Raw genomic sequence first — 18,848 nt, 5'->3', positions numbered from 1 at the left:
TTATATAAAATCATATTTATCGAGAGTGTATTTTTGATTTGGATATAAAATTTTAAGGCAAAGAAAAAGCACTAATCTTATAAAAATTAGTGCTTTAAACTTCTATTTAATAAATATTTTATGGTTCTTTTTATTTATAATAAGTGGATATTTGATATAGATTATCATCAGTGCCACAAACAAATACATCTATTCTACTTCTATTTTTTTCACTACAAACAGCTGAAGGTTTAAACTTTAGTCCTCCTCCTATTTTTATGCTATTGGTCCAAATTCCAGCCCATTGCATATAATAAAGTGCATTATCATCACCTTTATAAAAGACGCATAAATTCTTTTGTTTCCATGATGCTGCTGATGGTGAAGACGATATTCTTATCCCAAGATTTTCTTCATTACTCCAAGAAGAGCCATTCCAAAATTTATGTATAAGCAAATTATTTTGATTTCTATAAAATACATCTATTCTATTTCTATCCCAAGAAACTGCTGAAGGATCTGATGTTAAATTTCCACCAAGGTTTTCTTCATTACTCCAAGAAGAACCATTCCACCATTTATGCATAAGCCCATTATCAGAGCCTTTATAAAACACATCTAATCGGCCAATATCCCATGATGATACCGTAGGTGCAGAAGTTAAGGTTCCACCAAGATTTTCTTCATTACTCCAGGAAGAACCATTCCACCATCTATGTTTTAGAGCGTTATCTTCACCTTTATAAAATAAGTCAAGTCTGTTCACTCCCCATGAAACTACGGCTGGGTCTGAGGCTAGTTTACCTCCTAAATTTGTCTCACTACTCCATGAATCTTTCCAGTATCTATATCTAAGAGAATTATCTTCTCCTCTATAGAAAACATCCAATCTACCAAAATCATAAAAATACGCGGCAGGTGAAGATGTTAACTTACCGCCAAGCTTTACCCAATCCTTCCAATCTACTATATTTATTGCTATATCCCTATTAGTTACAAATATATCGCTAGAATATTTATAATTTGTTCCATAGACTCCATACATTGCTCTAGAAGCGGAATATCCGCCTGCTTTGTCTACAACCTCACTTGTAAAATAAAGTATCCTATTTGCTGCTTGATGACATACACCATCTATACCATATCTTATTCCAGTCTCATTTGTTTCACTAGGTTTTGACATAATATCTGCTTGTTTTGAGCTCCCTATATGATTTGCTATCATTCTTCCGCCACTATTTCTTCCAAAGCAACGCCATACCTTACCATCGGAGCTAGATACATAAGTGTGTTCTAAACCAGTACCACCCATTGTAAGGGCATAGGCAAATAAAAAATTCATATTATATCACTCCATTCTTTAGGATATTAGGATCAATTATTTTAATATCATCCATTGGACTAAAATCGAATAACATTTTAAATTTCTTTTCACCTAATTGATTAGAACTTTTATTTATGAATTGAGACATTAAATGGTTTACTTTTTCAGCATATTCATCAGGAGATATAAGATTATTTAAAAATTTATCATCTAATATGAATTTTTCTTTTAACATCTCTTTTTGATATACCGTTAACATCTCAATATCATCAGCATTAGCATCACTACCTAACTTGTAATCAATTGTTAGCTTTAGATCTTCTGCAAGATAATGATATTCATCAATGTTATTACTTTCATCCAAATATTCCTCATAAAGTGATTTTGATTTTAATAAATGCTCTGTTCTTCTTTTTTCATTTTCTACTTTATTCATCCATTTTCACGCCTTTCATGTATAGTGAAATTTTTGTTATATTTGTTTTTGATTCAATGTGTTATAACATATATCATTCTCTATAATTAAGATACTATTCCATAAAAAAAAGAGCTTGAAAATCAAGCTCATAAGTTTTAATAATACAAAAAATCATATAGTCTATATTATATCTAATATTGTATAGTGGATTGATTTTTATTATAATTCTTATTAATATTTATTAGTTCATTAAAGCAATTATTTACGTTAGAACAACAATAAATAAAATTCATGTTTCTAAATTTATCTATTATACTGGTTAAAAATAACAAATAACAGGTGCTCCAGCGTCAATGTTAGAAAATATTGATTCTGCTAAATTATATGGTGCGTTTACACAACCATGAGAACCATCTGATTTATAAATATTTCCGCCAAAGGTTGCTCTCCAGGTTGCATCGTGAATTCCAATGTCTCCATTGAAAGGCATCCAAAAGGCAACCGGTGTTGCATAGTTAGGACCTGTCAATGTAGCATCCCTTTGTTTATAAACTAACTGATACGTACCTGGTGGTGTTGAATACTTACTATTTGCATTGCCTGTAACTATATCTCCGTCTACAATAAGATTACCATTTTTGTAGAACCATAAATGTTGCTTTGTAAGATTTATTTCTACATAGGTATTACCTATATCATTATCTCCTCTATATAAGGCAACTTGTGCATATGCTGGTTCCTTAGTTGTGACAGTTCCTTTTTTTATAGCTCCAATTAAGTATTCCAATTCTTTATCACTATCAATTAACCATCCGTAATTTCCACCACTAACTGCTATTGCTGTTCCTGATGAGGCAGTAAAATTTCTTGTGCCTCCATAAGTATCATAGGTACGAGATAATGAGTTTATATAATTTCTTACTGATTCTTCATCAATTGCAACTTTAAAATCTTTATCAACCGTAAGCCAATCATTAATTTTAGAGCCATCTAATACTTCTTTATGTTCTCCAAAGGTGTAAGTAATTTTTGAAGATACATACTTATTAAGTATATCCTTAGCATCAATAATTTCCTTAGAGCTTGAAGTGTACTGTGGTTTTTCATAACAATCAATTGATTCTAGATTTATTATAGTTTCTCCTGTAGAAATAGCTTTTTTTATATGATTATATAAAAGATCTTTATTCACTTTATTACCACTAATACTTTCTACTATTTCATAACCATTTTCTGTATATTTAAGACTAGCATTTTGTGGTTCAACTAAATTACTATCATTAAAGCAAGAAAGATTATTAACAGCTTTTTCTAATAATTCCTCATCAAAAGAAATTATCTCAGGCATATTGAATTTTTTCTTATTAAACAATCCAATAATCCAATAAAAAGGATTTTCATTCTCTTTTAAGCTTTCAACCTTATCATGGCCATTATATTTTAAACCAATATCCTTCCAGATAAGCTTTTCTTTAACGTCATCTCTCTCTTCTAATACCAGGGTATAGCTCTTAATGTTAGAAGTTATTTCTTTATTCACCTCATTTACCGTTTTGCCTCCAACATTAATACAGTTAATTGAGGTTCCAAAAGAAAAATGGTTGGTGAAATATATTGATATACCTAAATATATGATAAGAAAGCTTCCCAAAGTAATAGAAGTACCTATCGCAAGTTTTTTATGTTTACTTTTAAATATTTTCATAATAATTACCCCCCTACATTATTATAAAAAATAAGACAATATAAATTTTTTAGTAGAATATAGAATTAATTTCATTTCCATAATATGTAATGATATTGATAATGCGCCTAAAATATGATAATTTTTATCAAAGTATCTTATAGGAACAAATGCATATAAAAAGAGAGATAGTATTTTCCCTACCACCCCAAATATCAAATATTTTAGTTATCCATTATTCAAAAATTATTCTACAATAATATTACTGCATATTTTTAGTATCCCTTGTTTATACCACTCATAAGTATAATTTACTCATCATAAGTATTTATATCACCATGCTGAGAAACATAAAAACAAATAGGAACATGTATTTCATAGCAACTTTCACACATTTCCTTTAAACATTCTGGACATTCTTTTATATTCTCTTCATGAAAATAGTCTTCGCATAATTCGCACTGTATCATACACTGTCACCCCTAACCATAGAATGCATAATCAAATAAATAGTAAGTCAGCATTCTTGCCTATTTGCCACGAATACTTTGTCAACAAAATACATATATACATAGCCTTACTATGACAGAGTTTTATCTCCTTATATTATGACAAATATCCCTTGAATCTTTGACTAATTATTTTTTTCATATGTCTAATTCAAAATTATACCTTTATGTAATCTTCCTTTCAACTTTATTCGAGCTTATTTACAAAAATTTGGATACATAAAATATTGGGCAGGCTCTAAAGTGCTTAAAATTCTATAAGAAAATGAGTACAATCTCAATATATAAATAGATGGCATAAAGAGTAGAAGACAAAGAAAAAGCACCTAATTTTATACTAGATGCTTAAATTTGCTTTTTTGTATTTATAAGGTATATCTTATTCCAGATTATCTATAGCATATTGTGCTTCTTCTGGTGTAAATTTCTCACCATATTCTGATATTAATTGGTCATAAATTGCACTTGGTGACATTGCCATATCTTTTTGATATATTTTTGCTTTATTTAGTGCATTTTTATTCCAATCTGCATTTATATTATCTATAGCATACTGAGCTGCCTCTGCTGTAAATTTTTCTCCATATTCTGATGTTAGTTGGTCATACAATCCAACTTTGGACATACTCATATTATCGCTATATACTTTGGCCTTTTTTAATGCAGACTTGTATTCTGTTGGAACATCTTCTGCCTTTTCTTTTACCTGAGCATTTTCTTTTACTGGGGCATTTTCTTCTGTTTTTTGATTCTGACTAACTTCCTGTTTATTTCCAGTATCTAATTTTGAATCATTTGAAACTGCATTACCCATAATTCCAATAATAATTACCACGAATAACCAAAACCATACTTTTTTATAAAATGGTTTTTTGTTTTTTGCTCCACAACTTGGACAAAATTTTGCACTCGATGATATTTCTTTAGAACAATCTTTACATTGTATCATTTTACCCATTAAAATTTCCTCCTACTAAAAATATATATAATTCAATCTCCTTAATTATACATATTTCTGTTGTCCAAGTCTATCAATATTTGGTATTTATTGTTTTAATTTCACATATTTTGAAGTTAAAATTAAGCATTTTGCCTATGATAGCCCTATTAGAAATTCTTACTGATACTTTCTTTTTCTTATTTCTCTTATTAATGTGTTCTTAAAATATATTTTATATTTCTTCAACTTATTTATAAGAATATTTTCCATCGTTAGTGGTATATTAAGTAATTTATACGTAAAAAAGAGCTATTGATCATCTAACCTTTAGTTGATTTTTGCAATAGCTCCTTAATTTCATTATACTATTTTAGTTGTCCATTCTTCACAATTCCAGATATCTGTTACTATGTCTTGGTAGAATTCTGGTTCGTGGCATACCATTAGGATTGTTCCTTTGTATGCTTTTAATGCTCTTTTTAATTCTTCTTTAGCATCTACATCTAAGTGGTTTGTAGGCTCGTCAAGGATTAGTATGTTAGTTTCTCTGTTTAGTATTTTACAAAGTCTAACTTTTGCTGCTTCTCCTCCTGATAGAACCATTATCTTGCTTTCTATGTGTTTTGTTGTAAGTCCACATTTTGCAAGGGCAGAACGAACTTCATACTGAGTATATCCAGGGAAGTCTTGCCAAAATTCTTCTATACAAGTGTTGTAATTTGCATCTTTTATTTCTTGTTCAAAGTAGCCTATATATTGATAGTCGCCAAGTTCAACTTCTCCACTTAATGCTCTTATTTCACCCATAAGGCTTCTTAAAAGTGTAGTTTTTCCAAGACCGTTAGCGCCAACAAGAGCAACTTTTTTACCTCTTTCTAAATATAAATTTAGTGGTTTAGATAAAGGTGAACCATAACCTATAACTAAATCTTTAGTTTCAAATATCATTTTTCCAGAAGTTCTAGCTTCTTTAAAATTGAATGTTGGTTTTGGTTTTTCTTGTGCAAGTTCAATTCTATCTATTTTATCAAGTTTCTTTTGTCTTGCTTTAGCCATACCAGTTGTAGCAACGTTAGCTTTATTTCTTGCAACGAAATCTTCTAATTTAGCAATTTCAGCTTGTTGTCTTTCATAAGCTTGCTCTAATTGTTTCTTTCTGGCTTCATATATTCTTTGGAAATCATCATAACTTCCAACATATCTATTTAACTGTCTATTATCAACATGATAAACAAGGTTTATTACTGAATTTAAGAATGAAATATCATGTGATATTAATATAAATGCATTTTCATAGTTTTGTAGATAACGCTTAAGCCATTCTATATGTACTTCATCTAAATAGTTAGTAGGCTCATCAAGAAGCAATATGTCTGGGTTTTCAAGAAGTAGTTTTGCAAGTAAAACTTTAGTTCTTTGACCACCACTTAAATCAGTAACATCTTTATCAAGGCCTACATCATTAAGACCTAATCCTCTTGCCACTTCTTCAACTTTAGCATCTATAACATAGAAACCATTGTTATCTAATAGATCTTGAATAGTTCCCATATCTTCAAGTAATTTTTCAAGTTCTTCAGGGGTAGCCTCTGCCATTTTATCAGTTATTGCTAACATTTCAGTTTCTAAATCAAATAGATATTTAAAAGCACCTCTTAAAACGTCTCTTATGCTTTCGCCTTTTTGAAGTTGTGCATGTTGATCCATGTAACCAACTCTCACTCTGTTTGACCATTCAATTTTTCCTTCATCAGGCATTAATTTACCTGTAATTATGTTCATGAAAGTAGATTTACCTTCACCGTTAGCACCAATAAGTCCAACGTGTTCACCTTTTAAAAGTCTAAAAGAAACATCTTCAAATATAGCTCTATCTCCGAATCCGTGATTCATATTTTTTACCGTAAGAATACTCATCTTCAATCTCCTTTAATATGTATATATAATTTATAATTAATTTCAAATTATGTTATAATTTTAGTCTACTATTTTATTTCATACGACTTATAGTTTAAATGATTATATTATATTATGTCAAAAGAATTTTGTGGAATATAAACAAAATAGGGTTATGCATAATTGAAAAATAGGTGCTGTTATGATATATTTATGAATGGAAAAATAAATAAGAAATTATATAGGCAAGAATACTAACCTAGTATTTCTTTGATTATGCCTTATTAACTGGGAATGAAGTTCTCCCATGAATATTCTAAACCGTCTTTACAGACTAATGACTTCTATGATTTTTTTGTCGTAGATTCATTAGTCTTTTTTATTTTAAAAAGCTTTAAAGTTTTGAATAAAGTTAAATGGGAGTTTGTTTACCTATAACTTTGGAAAACATAAATATAGAAAGGAGATAAAATTTTCATGGAATTTAAAAGACATATAAAACTATTTACACTTATAATTTTAACAGCAGTAATTATGGGATGTGCGTCTGCTATTTTTCTGCAGTCGTTAGAGTATGTTACTAATTTTCGTATGAGTCATTATCAATTATTTTATTTAATTCCAGTCATTGGTGTAGCAACGGCATTTATATATAATAATTATGGCAAAGGCTCTCAAAGAGGAAACAACCTTATTATTGAAAGCACTCATAAGGAAACTAAAGTACCATTAAGAATGGCATTTTTAACATTTATATTTACAGTTTTAACACATCTTGTAGGTGGTTCTGCAGGAAGAGAGGGAACAGCAGTTCAAATAGGAGGGACCGTAACTAATAAATTAGCTAATATATTTAAACTAGAGGGAAAAGATAAAAAAACCTTAATAATGGTAGGAATCAGTTCTGCTTTTGGTTCTGTATTTGGAACTCCACTTGCTGGGACATTCTTTGGAGTTGAAGTTTGTTTTATTGGTAAACTAAGTTATGAGTCTATATTTCCTTGCTTTATAGGTGCGTATGTTGCAGATTATGTAACAAGTTTTTTTGGAATAAAACACTCTATACACTCTATAATTTCAGTTCCAAATATAAATATTTATACACTAGTTATAACTATAATTTCAGCTTGCATTTTTGGAATTGTAGGTAAGCTATTCTCTAGAAGTATAAAATTTTTAAAGAAAATTTACTCTAGTAAAATAAAGAATTATTTACTTAGAGCATTAATATCATCTTTTATTGTTCTTATTATAATAATAATATTTAATTTCTATGAATATGGAGGGTTAAGTACTTGGTTAATAGATGCAGGCTTTAATGGTACCAGTTCAATAGGTGATTCTATTAAGAAATTTATACTTACTGTACTAACATTAGCATCTGGATTTCAGGGGGGAGAAGTAACTCCTTTATTTGATATAGGTGCATCTTTAGGTGGTGCAATTGGACAAATAGCTCATATAGAACCATCGTTATTAGCGGCACTTGGTTTAATCTGTGTTTTTGGTAGTGCAACTAATACACCAATAGCAACAATAATGCTTGGAATTGAAATGTTTGGTGATAGGGCAATACCATACTATATTATAAGTGTACTAATAAGTTATTATATAGGGGAACATAATAGTATTTATGGAGCTCAAGTAATAGAGACTCCTAAAAAAAGCAAGTACTTAAAAGATAAAGGGTACAGCATAGAAGAAATTTTAAAATAGATTTTAAAATCTATTTTATATTTATTAATTCTTGCATGAAACTATGCTGTACAATATAATCAGAATGTAAAAAAATAAACAATAAAATATATAAGAAACTAAAGACAGTGTTCAAAAAATAAACTAAAAAAGGGAGGATGTTGCCAGAAACAAAGAACATTGCAAAGATTAAATTATAAAATACTAAAGAATTTAATTCTTATAATTTTTGGTGACAATCAATAGAATGGCTTGTAAGTTTTATTTAGACAAGGGTAGAGGAAAAAGAACATTAAGTGGTCATCCATGGGTTTTTTCAACAGAAATACAAGGTTATGATGGTGAATATACAAATGGTGATATAGTTGAAGTTTATACAGCGGAAGATAAGTTTATAGGTAAAGGGTACATAAATGATGCATCTCAAATATCTATAAGAATAATGACAAGAGATATAAATGAAGAGATTGATAAAGAATTTTTTAGAAAAAGATTAAAAGATGCTTGGGAATATAGAAAAAAGGTTGTTGATACATCTTCTTGTAGATTTATATTCGGAGAGGCTGATTTTCTTCCAGGTATAGTAATAGATAAATTTGAAGATGTATATGTTATACAATCATTAGCATTAGGTATTGATCAATATAAACAAATTATTGTAGATATACTTGTAGAAGAGTATGGTGCAAGAGGTGTTTATGAGAGAAGTGATGCGCAAGTAAGATTAAAAGAGGGTATGGAACTTAAAAAAGGTTTTTTAACTGAGCCTTTTGAAACTATGATAACTATAGAAGAAAATGGTGTTAAATATAATGTTGATATAGAAAATGGTCAAAAAACAGGATTTTTCTTAGACCAAAAAGAAAATAGAAAAGCAATACATAAAATATGTAAAGATGCAGATGTAATAGATGTATTTACACATACAGGGTCTTTTGCATTAAATGCAGGAATTGCAGGAGCTAAGAGTGTTCTAGGAATAGATATATCTCAGCATGCAGTAGATTTTTGTAGAAAAAATGCAGAGCTTAACAACCTTGAAGATACAGTTAAATTTGAATGTCATGATGCTTTTGAAATTTTAAAAGAACTTAACTATGAGAAAAAAGAGTATGATGTAGTTATACTTGATCCACCAGCATTTACAAAGGCAAGAGAAACTATAAGAAATGCTAAAAAAGGATACAAAAAAATAAACTTTAGAGGTATAAAACTTGTTAAAAAAGGTGGATATTTAGTAACAGCTTCTTGTTCTCATTTTATGGATCCACAATCATTCAAAGAAGCTATATACGAAGCTGCAAGAGATGCAGGTAGATTATTAAGACAAGTTGAATTTAAAACACAAGCCCCAGACCATCCTATATTATGGACAGCAGATGAAGAATCTTACTACTTAAAATTCTTTATTTTCCAAGTTATATAATTGACAATGACGGAGGAAACTGGAGTTTAAAGAGTTAAGAGTCTTTGAAAAATTGACAATTGACAATGGACATTTGACAATTGACAATGTTGGTTGAAAGTGGGAAACCACTTTCTTTTGAATTTAAGGGAGTAAAATCTGAGTTTAGGATATAAAACAAACTAAAGATATATTCAAAATGCACAGCCTTAACAAGAAGGACAGGTTCATTTAGTTGTACCACCATAAAAAACTCTAGTACTCAATAAAAAGGCTAGATAAAAATAAATTACCAAGCAAAGAACCAGTACCTGAGCTGAAAAGCAGCGTACCTGTTAGGTACTGGTTCTTTGCTTATATTATTGTAAAAATAGAGCAATTGTGAAATCTACAGTTTAAGCGAAGAAAATAGCCACAAATGAACCTGTCCCTCTTGTAATGGAGGTAGTACTATAAGGATTTAATTGTTTAAGTGTGTTGCTAAAGTTGGTGATGGGGACCGACTTTGAGTACCATTGGAGAGAATTTAAAATCAACAAAAGCATCTATACTAAAGTATAGCAAAGTAGCCAATTACGCGTCTGTCCCTCTTGTGATGGAGGTAAAACTTTAAGTGAATGCTTGCTTAGATTTTGTTAGTAAAACTAGGTTTAAAAATACGTTTAGAATTACTAGGAATGAAGTGAGTAGTAATAACCACAACTATTAACTATTCACTCTTAGCTTTTAACTAGCAAAGCGTTATAACTACATAAATAAAAGGCTTAGAAATTTCTAAGCCTTTTATTTATCTTAATCTAATAAGAGAGTCTGTTTCAACGGATTTTACAATTGAGTTATCCATTGGTAGTTGAGAAGAAAACTCGTTTGTTCTAGAACTATTATTTAAATTATTAGATTCTAATGCACCTTGTTGTTTTCCAAGATTATAAGCATTTTTCAAATCTTCTTCAGTAAAAATTTTTTTCATGTTATCACCTCTTAAAGAAATAAATGTTATATTTATTATTCCAAATGTTTTCTCAAATATTCAAAAATAATAAACATCTTAAAATATTTCACTTGTTTGTTATTTAACCTAAAAAATTCTTGCTTAAATAAAAAATAAATTTAGCATTACCAGAAACGAAGTGAGTAGTAATAACCATAACTCTTAACTAGAGAAGTTTTATTTGTTATGGAGGTAACACTATAATTTACTTCTTATTTAGATTTTGTTAGCAGGACTAGGTTTATTTTCAGTAAAAGATGATAAAAATATATAAATACTGACTAAACACAGGGAAATATGATAATATTGTATTATATAAAAGATTTTAATCTTAACATTTACTTTAAAGGTAAATTAATCATGTAAATATTTCATTATATTAGGTTAGAAGTTATAAATCGATGTAGCACGATGGTTATATTTAAAGATTATAATATATAGATATTATTTAAAAGTTTATATTATAGGTAGAAAGGTTGTTGATGTTATGAATAAGGATATAAAAGAATTGTATGTAGAGTATGCAGATATACTAAAAGCACTAGCACATCCAGTTAGATTGTGTATAGTTAAAGGGTTATTAGATCAAGGTGAGAGAAATGTAACTTGCATGCAAAATTGTCTGGATTTGCCTCAATCTACAGTTTCTCAACATTTACAAAAATTAAGATCTGCAGGTATAATAAAAGGCAATAGAGATGGTCTTGAAGTTAATTATTATATATGTAATGATAAGGTGAAAGAAATCATATCAGTTTTATTCGAGATGTAGTATAGATTTTTATATAAATTTATTAAAATTCTTATTCAGAAAGGTAGTTAAATATGGGAAGAGATTGTGATAAGTTTAGTAGAAACCAAAGAATAGTAGGAATAACTAAAGTTTTAACTGAAACACCAAATAAAGTGGTTAACTTAAATACATTTACAGAAATGTTTAATGCTGCAAAGTCAACAGTTAGTGAAGACGTAGTTATTGTTAGAGAGACTTTAGAAAAATTGTCAGAAGGTAAAGTTGAAACTGTTTCAGGAGCAGCTGGAGGAATAAAATTTACTGTAGACATATCAGAAGAAGAAAAAGAAAAATTTGAAAATAAACTTTGTGAAATAGCAAGTGAAGAAGATAGAGTTATGGTTGGAGACTTTTTATATGTTACTGATTTAATATTTAATCCAAACATAATAGTTCCAGCAGCAAAAATATTATCATCAATATTTAAGGATTTAGACGTTGATTATGTTGTAACAATAGAAACTAAAGGAATTCCACTAGCATATGAAGTTGCTAAAAATTTAGGAGTTCAATTAGTAACAGTAAGAAATAGAAATAAAGTTACAGAAGGTGCAAGTGTTTATGTAAATTACATATCAGGAACAAATAAGAGAATACAAACAATGTCACTTTCAAGAAAAGCAATGAAAAAGAATAGTAAATGTGTGTTTATAGATGATTTTATGAGAGGCGGCGGAACTGCCAAAGGTATAAAAGAACTGCTTTCAGAATTTGATAGTGAACTTTTAGCGTGTGGAGTGTTAGTTGATAACAATTCAGAAGGACAAGAAAAGCTAATGGATAATTATATATCAATAATTGAATTTAATGGAATAAACCAAGAGGGAAGAGCCATGGTTAACCCTTCTGATAAGCGTACTTTATAGGAATACAAACTTTTATTGTATTAAAAAACAAGCACAGATTTAGGTAGTTAAAAGTTAAGAGTTAAGGGTTCAGGATGAAACTGGGTTGCCAGTTTCTTTTGAATTTAAGGGAGTAAAATCTGAGTTTGGGAGATTAAACTAAACAAAGTTAAATTCATGGTTTACAGCTGTAACAAGAAGGACAGGCGCACCAAAGTGAATTTTCCATAAGTTGTTTTCACAATGAAATCAAAAGATTATCAATAAAGCCTAAACTCTTAACTAGTCACTATTAACTTTTAACTAGCGAAACGTTGCAACTTTTAACTCTTAGCTAAAATAATTTGTTATATTGATAAAATATTAATTTGAGTTTTCTCATTTGATAAATGAATAAGTTTAAAATTTAACTTAGGGACCTATATCAAATTAAGTTTTTAAAAGGAATTTATTGTAGTGGCAAATGTAGATTTATAAATTAATTGTAATTGAATGGATGATAATTTTCGCATATAGATAAGTAGAATTCGAATAAGAAATAGAAAATACAGAAAATAAAAAATTATTCAACAAAAAGAAGGAAATTTGAAAAATATGGAGAATAATACTCTTATAGTACAGCTTGGAGGTGGAATTCATGCAAATTACAGATGTTAGAATAAGAAAAATTGCCACAGAGGGAAAAATGAAAGCAATAGTTTCTATAACTTTCGATAATGAGTTTGTTATACACGACATTAAAGTTATAGAAGGACAAAATGGTTATTTCATTGCTATGCCTAGTAGAAAGACTCCAGATGGAGAGTTTAAGGATATAGCTCACCCAATTAATACAGAAACAAGAGAAAAAATACAAACAGCTATTCTTACTGAATACGAAAGGGTTATACAAGAAGAACCTAAAGTAGAATCAGATTCAGAATAGAGTGAAGTTTAAAATAAAAAGGAGTACACTCCTTTTTATTTTTTTATGCTTTAAAATGTATAATTTATTCAAAAAAAAGAAAAAAGTGTAACAAATTATGTTAAAAAAGAGGATTAATTAGCAAAAAAAGGTGTACTTTTTCACATAAAAGTATAAAAATATTCACTTTTATTTGCAAAACATTAGTATATAAAATATAATTAATAAGGATATAAATAATATTTTACAAATTTATTTAAAAGCAATTTATTGCTTAAAAAAATTTTATGCAAAATTAATAGAAAATTAAATAGTTGAAATTTATATATATAAAAATTAAATAAAAGAGAAGTATAATTATTAATGATATATCATTAATTTTATATTAAATATATAACGTAATGAATATTTAATACATATTTTATAAAAACTTATTCATATTAAGAAATAGATTATTTAAAGAGGTGTTTTAAGTGTATAAATGTACCATTATATTAGCCGCTGGACAAGGATCGAGAATGAAGTCAGACATTCCAAAAATGTTACATAAAGTTTGCGGTAAGGAAATGATAAATCACGTTATAGATACTTTAAGAAAGTGTGATATAGAGGATATTGATGTAGTAATAGGAAACGGTGCTGAAAAAGTAAAAGCAGGTACTGAAAGTAGAAAAGTTCAATATTCTGTTCAAAAAGAACAATTAGGAACAGGTCACGCAGTAATGTGTGCTGAAGACTTTTTAAAAGGTAAAAAAGGAACAGTAGCTATATTTGTAGGAGATGGCCCATTAATTACAAAAACTACAGTTGAAAAATTATTTAGCTATCATGAAGAAAATCAGTATAGTGCAACTATATTAACTTCAATAATGGAAAACCCAGCTAAATATGGAAGAATTATAAGAAATGAAGAAAATCAAGTTGAAAAAATTGTAGAATTTAAAGACTGTAATGAAGAAGAAGTTAAGGTGAAAGAAATAAATTCTGGTATGTATTGCTTTGATATAGAATCATTATTATCTACATTATCAAAATTAAATAATAATAACAATCAAGGAGAATACTATTTAACAGATGTAATAGAAATACTAAAAAAAGAAGGAAAAAAAGTAGGAGCTGTAGATGTTCCAGTTGATGAAATTACAGCAGTAAATTCTAAAGTAGAGCTTGCAGTTGCAGAAGAAATAATGAGAAAAAGAATTAATAAAAAACACATGGAAAATGGAGTTATATTAATAGATCCTAATAATGTTTATATAAATTGTGATGTTGAAATAGGAAAAGATACAATTATTTATCCAAATAACGTTATAGAAGGAACAACTGTAATAAAAGATAATTGCGTAATTTACCCAGGATGTAGAATAAAAGACAGTATAATAGAAGAAAATGTAACAATTCAAAGTTCAGTAATAATGGAAAGTACAGTAGGAAAAGAAACAACAGTAGGACCATTTGCATATATACGTCCACAAAGTGTTATAGGAAATAAAGTTAAAATAGGAGATTTTGTTGAAGTTAAGAAATCCCAAATAGGAGATGGAACAAAAGTCTCTCACCTAACATACATAGGTGATGCAGAAGTAGGTAAAAACTGTAATTTTGGTTGTGGTACAGTGGTAGTGAACTATGATGGAGTAAATAAACATAAAACTATAGTTGGAGACAATTCATTTATTGGTTGTAATACAAACTTAGTTTCTCCAGTTGAAGTAGAGAGTAACACTTACATTGCAGCAGGATCAACTATTACAGAAAAAGTGCCTGAAAACGCTTTAGCTATAGCAAGAGCAAGGCAAATAAATAAAGAAAATTGGGTTAACAAAAAATAATAAGTAAAATGGGAGGACTACATATGATATCGCATGGTAAAAACATTAAGATTTTTACAGGAAATTCTTATCCAAAGTTAGCAGAGGACATAGCCAATATTCTAGGATTAAAAGTTGGGGAGTCAAAAGTTGGGCACTTCAGCGATGGTGAAATATCTGTTAATATAGCAGAAACAGTTAGAGGGCTTGATGTTTTTGTTGTTCAACCAACAAACTCACCAGTAAATGACAATTTAATGGAACTTTTAATAATGATTGATGCTTTAAAAAGAGCATCAGCAGGAAGAATAACTGCAGTTATGCCTTATTATGGATATGCAAGACAAGACAGAAAAGCTAAGGCAAGAGATCCAATCACAGCTAAATTAGTTGCAGACTTAATAACAGCAGCAGGAGCAGATAGAGTATTAACAATGGACTTACACGCTGCTCAAATTCAAGGTTACTTCGATATACCAGTTGACAATTTAACAGGTGCACCGATACTAGCTAAACACTTCATCGAAAATGGTTTTAAAGATCAAGATGATGTTGTGGTAGTTTCTCCAGATTTAGGAAGTGTAACTCGTGCAAGAAACTTTGCAGATAGATTAAATGCACCAATAGCAATAATCGATAAAAGAAGACCAAAAGCTAATGTATGTGAAGTAATGAACATAATAGGGGATATAAAAGGTAAAAGAGTTATACTTATAGACGATATGATAGACACTGCAGGAACTATATGTAATGGAGCGAATGCACTAGTTGAAAGAGGTGCTAAAGAAGTTTATGCATGCTGTTCACATGGTGTTTTATCTGGCCCAGCAATAGAAAGAATAGAAAATTCTTCAATAAAACAACTTATTGTTTTAGGAACAATTGAATTAAAAGAAGAAAAGCAAATTGATAAGATTAAGACAATATCAGTTGCACCAATATTCGCAGAAGCAGTTAAAAGAATATATGAAGATGTATCTGTAAGTAAATTATTTGATTAATAATAAAAAATAATATTATAATTTATTAAAACGTAAGTATATATTATAATGGATACAAAGGTAGAGGCACAAATATCTAATAGAATTATCTTTTTGGTATTTTGTGCCTCTATTTTAAACAAGAAAAAAGTATAATAATTATAAGAAAAATTTACAGAAAAATCAAAAAACAACAGTTGAAATTATAAAATAATAGTTTAAATCATAAAAAATATAGAATTCTAACTAATAAATTATGTATTTTTTAAGTAATAAGCTTAATTTACGAACAATTTTTGAATATTTTGTAACAAATCTTAATTTTATAGCTTGTACCAAGTATAATAGGAATAGAGACTTAAAATATGTAATAAAACATATTATATTAAATAAGTACTTTTACTCAAGAACGATAGATTTTCTATATCCAATTTTAAAAAATAAAATATAATTTTTAATTGGATTTTTATACAAGTAATAGAAAAAATAAGAATAAATAGTGCGCATTTAAGTATGTTAGCTTAGGAGGTATGTGTGATGGAAGGCTCAATTGCAAAAGTGTTAGTAGTAGATGATGATAAAAACATCTGCGAGGTAATAAAAATGTATTTAGAGAGTGCAGGTTACTGTATAAAAACTGCACATGATGGTAAGGAAGCTCAGGAAAGTTTTTTAAATTTTAAACCGGATTTGGTAATATTAGATGTTATGTTACCATATGTAGACGGAATGGATGTTTTAAAATGGATAAGAAAAGATAGTGAAACACCAGTTATAATGGTAACGGCTAAGGGGGAAACTTTTGATAAAGTTTTAGGCTTAGAACTTGGTGCAGATGATTATATAGTAAAACCATTTGAGCCTAAAGAATTAATAGCTAGAGTTAAGGCTGTTTTAAGAAGGTATACAATGGAATCAGAAAGTAAGGAAACAATAACATATGATAGTTTAATTGTAGATGCTAATTCCTATAGTGTTGTATATAAAAATGAAGAAGTTAAAATGCCACCTAAGGAATTTGAATTACTTTATTATCTTGCAAGCAATAAAAATAGAGTGTTTACAAGAGAACAGTTATTGTGTGAAGTTTGGGGATATGACTATCCTGGAGATTCAAGAACAGTAGATGTTCACATTAAAAGATTAAGAGAAAAAATAGCAGGTGGGGTTAACTGGCAAATAGAAACTGTTTGGGGTGTAGGATATAAATTTGAGGTGAAATAATGATAAAAAAGAACCTATTCTCCAAAATGGTATTTATATATACTGTTATAATATTTTTGAGTTTATCGCTAATAGCTACTGTCCTGTCCATTTGGTTTAATGATTATTATATACAAAGAAAACAGCAAGAAGTATTAGAACATATAAAAATAGTTGAAGACTTATCATTAAATTATGTTGAAGGCGATGGAAATTTAAGCTATGAAGATTTAAATTCATCATTAGAGTTTATAGGTAAATATTTTTATGAAAATGTATATCTTATAGATAGGAATGGGTATATATTTGTCTCAACAGCTGAAAAAGGTAAAGATTTAGTTGGAAAGCAAATATTTTCAGATACAGAAGTTATATTAAATGATTTTGGGGAAAAGAATACTCTAAAAGAAGTAAAAAAAGATAATCAACTATTTTCAAAAGGTGATTATGTTTTAATGAGAGATATAAAAGATAAAAATGATGAGATATCATCATTTATATTAGTTGATATATCTATGGATTATCTAAAAGATTCTTTAAGTCACATATATAAAATAATTTGGTTATCAACAGGAATTGTTATGGTTTTATCCATAGTAATAATTTATTTTTTCACCGATAAAATTGTAATTAAGCCATTACAAAATATGAGTGCTGTTGCAAAAAAAATTGCCAATGGAGATGTAGAGAAAAGAGTAGAGATAAGTAGTAATGACGAAATTGGACAGTTTGCAAAGGCATTTAACTCTATGGCAGATTCCCTAGAAAAAGTTGATAGGAATAGAAGAGAATTTATTTGTAATGTTTCGCATGATATTAGGTCACCAATTACATCTATAAATGGCTTCATAAGGGGTATACTAGATGGAGTGGTTCCAAAAGAAAAGGAAAGCCAGTATCTAACAATCGCCTATGAAGAAACTCAAAGGCTTGCAAGGCTTGTAAATGACCTTTTGGATATGTCTGCTATAGAAGAAGGACGAATAAAACTTGCGTTAAGAAAAATAGATATTAATGAAATAATAAGACTTAGTATATTAAAAAATGAAGGTAAAATAAAAGAGAAAAAGATAAGCGTCGATGTAATTTTTGAATCGGACGAACTTTTAGTTTATGGGGATCAAGATAGGATATTCCAAGTTATCTTAAATTTATTAGATAATGCTATAAAGCATTCAAAAGAGGGTACTCATATAAATCTATCTTGTACAACTAAAAGCGGAAAAGCTTATATATCAATAGAGAATTCAGCAAGCCATATAGATGAAGAAGAACTTAAAAACATATGGGAAAGATTCTATAAGGGGGACAAGTCGAGAACTAATAGAGTTAGTTCTGGTCTTGGATTATCTATTGTAAAGAAAATAATAAATATGTTAGATGAGGATGTTTGGGTAGAGAATACAGAAAATGGAGTAATGTTCACATTTACATTAACGTTAGTTTAAATGGCTTAAAGGAGGTGGAGCTA

Annotated in this window: 16 protein-coding genes and 1 riboswitch; of the genes, 9 read left to right on the top strand and 7 right to left on the bottom strand. The window is 28.8% G+C overall.

From position 1 onward, the window contains the following. Positions 1 to 130 precede the first annotated feature (130 nt). The 6 genes from KQI36_RS07660 to KQI36_RS07635 all read right to left on the bottom strand — a co-directional run bounded on the left by KQI36_RS07660 (position 131) and on the right by KQI36_RS07635 (position 6,771). Positions 131 to 1,321 (bottom strand): PLL family lectin, encoded by a 1,191-nt coding sequence (locus tag KQI36_RS07660; RefSeq protein WP_216450419.1) that lies wholly within the window; start codon positions 1,319 to 1,321, stop codon positions 131 to 133. A gap of 1 nt (position 1,322) precedes the next feature. Next, positions 1,323 to 1,739, bottom strand: coding sequence for a hypothetical protein (locus KQI36_RS07655; protein WP_216450418.1), 417 nt, complete (start codon positions 1,737 to 1,739; stop codon positions 1,323 to 1,325). 301 nt (positions 1,740 to 2,040) lie between these two features. Continuing rightward, positions 2,041 to 3,426: a L,D-transpeptidase family protein gene (locus KQI36_RS07650; protein WP_216450417.1), complete on the bottom strand. Its 1,386-nt coding sequence runs from the start codon at positions 3,424 to 3,426 to the stop codon at positions 2,041 to 2,043. A gap of 290 nt (positions 3,427 to 3,716) precedes the next feature. Then, positions 3,717 to 3,875 carry a hypothetical protein gene (locus KQI36_RS07645; protein ID WP_216450416.1) on the bottom strand — a complete coding sequence of 53 codons (159 nt, stop codon included), beginning with the start codon at positions 3,873 to 3,875 and terminating at the stop codon, positions 3,717 to 3,719. A gap of 418 nt (positions 3,876 to 4,293) precedes the next feature. Further along, positions 4,294 to 4,872 carry an Ltp family lipoprotein gene (locus KQI36_RS07640; protein ID WP_216450415.1) on the bottom strand — a complete coding sequence of 193 codons (579 nt, stop codon included), beginning with the start codon at positions 4,870 to 4,872 and terminating at the stop codon, positions 4,294 to 4,296. 342 nt (positions 4,873 to 5,214) lie between these two features. Further along, positions 5,215 to 6,771 (bottom strand): ABC-F family ATP-binding cassette domain-containing protein, encoded by a 1,557-nt coding sequence (locus KQI36_RS07635; protein WP_216450414.1) that lies wholly within the window; start codon positions 6,769 to 6,771, stop codon positions 5,215 to 5,217. Positions 6,772 to 7,031: 260 nt separating this feature from the next. Further along, positions 7,032 to 7,104: riboswitch (Fluoride riboswitch) on the top strand. 123 nt (positions 7,105 to 7,227) lie between these two features. Here KQI36_RS07635 and KQI36_RS07630 point away from each other — a divergent pair. Together KQI36_RS07630 and KQI36_RS07625 are read left to right on the top strand one after the other, a co-directional pair. After that, positions 7,228 to 8,466: a chloride channel protein gene (locus KQI36_RS07630; protein ID WP_216450413.1), complete on the top strand. Its 1,239-nt coding sequence runs from the start codon at positions 7,228 to 7,230 to the stop codon at positions 8,464 to 8,466. Positions 8,467 to 8,692: 226 nt separating this feature from the next. Then, on the top strand, positions 8,693 to 9,871 hold the full coding sequence (locus KQI36_RS07625; protein ID WP_216450412.1) for a class I SAM-dependent rRNA methyltransferase: 1,179 nt from the start codon (positions 8,693 to 8,695) through the stop codon (positions 9,869 to 9,871). A gap of 766 nt (positions 9,872 to 10,637) precedes the next feature. Here KQI36_RS07625 and KQI36_RS07620 read toward each other — a convergent pair. Beyond that, a complete protein-coding gene (locus tag KQI36_RS07620; protein ID WP_216450411.1) occupies positions 10,638 to 10,820 on the bottom strand; it encodes a hypothetical protein in 183 nt (60 codons plus the stop codon). A gap of 508 nt (positions 10,821 to 11,328) precedes the next feature. Here KQI36_RS07620 and KQI36_RS07615 point away from each other — a divergent pair. From KQI36_RS07615 to KQI36_RS07585, 7 genes are all read left to right on the top strand, one after another. Beyond that, entirely contained in the window at positions 11,329 to 11,613 is a 285-nt protein-coding gene (locus KQI36_RS07615) for an ArsR/SmtB family transcription factor (protein WP_010297766.1), read from the top strand. A 53-nt stretch (positions 11,614 to 11,666) separates the two neighbouring features. Further along, positions 11,667 to 12,500: a pur operon repressor gene (gene purR / locus KQI36_RS07610; protein ID WP_010297763.1), complete on the top strand. Its 834-nt coding sequence runs from the start codon at positions 11,667 to 11,669 to the stop codon at positions 12,498 to 12,500. A gap of 616 nt (positions 12,501 to 13,116) precedes the next feature. Next, entirely contained in the window at positions 13,117 to 13,404 is a 288-nt protein-coding gene (gene spoVG, locus KQI36_RS07605; RefSeq protein ID WP_010297759.1) for a septation regulator SpoVG, read from the top strand. Positions 13,405 to 13,856: 452 nt separating this feature from the next. Next, positions 13,857 to 15,215, top strand: a complete 1,359-nt coding sequence (gene glmU, locus KQI36_RS07600) for a bifunctional UDP-N-acetylglucosamine diphosphorylase/glucosamine-1-phosphate N-acetyltransferase GlmU (RefSeq protein ID WP_010297756.1) — start codon at positions 13,857 to 13,859, stop codon at positions 15,213 to 15,215. A 23-nt stretch (positions 15,216 to 15,238) separates the two neighbouring features. Next, entirely contained in the window at positions 15,239 to 16,195 is a 957-nt protein-coding gene (locus tag KQI36_RS07595; protein ID WP_010297752.1) for a ribose-phosphate diphosphokinase, read from the top strand. Positions 16,196 to 16,711: 516 nt separating this feature from the next. After that, complete coding sequence (locus KQI36_RS07590; protein WP_010297747.1) at positions 16,712 to 17,398, top strand: response regulator transcription factor; 687 nt, start codon at positions 16,712 to 16,714, stop codon at positions 17,396 to 17,398. Continuing rightward, complete coding sequence (locus tag KQI36_RS07585) at positions 17,398 to 18,825, top strand: sensor histidine kinase (protein ID WP_216450410.1); 1,428 nt, start codon at positions 17,398 to 17,400, stop codon at positions 18,823 to 18,825. The genes KQI36_RS07590 and KQI36_RS07585 overlap by 1 nt, the downstream gene beginning before the upstream one ends. Positions 18,826 to 18,848 lie beyond the last annotated feature (23 nt).

Source organism: Clostridium senegalense, from assembly GCF_018916625.1.
Taxonomy (GTDB): domain Bacteria; phylum Bacillota; class Clostridia; order Clostridiales; family Clostridiaceae; genus Clostridium_J; species Clostridium_J senegalense.
The sequence above is the reverse complement of the archived record's forward strand: the minus strand, read 5'-3'. Positions and strand labels throughout refer to the sequence as shown.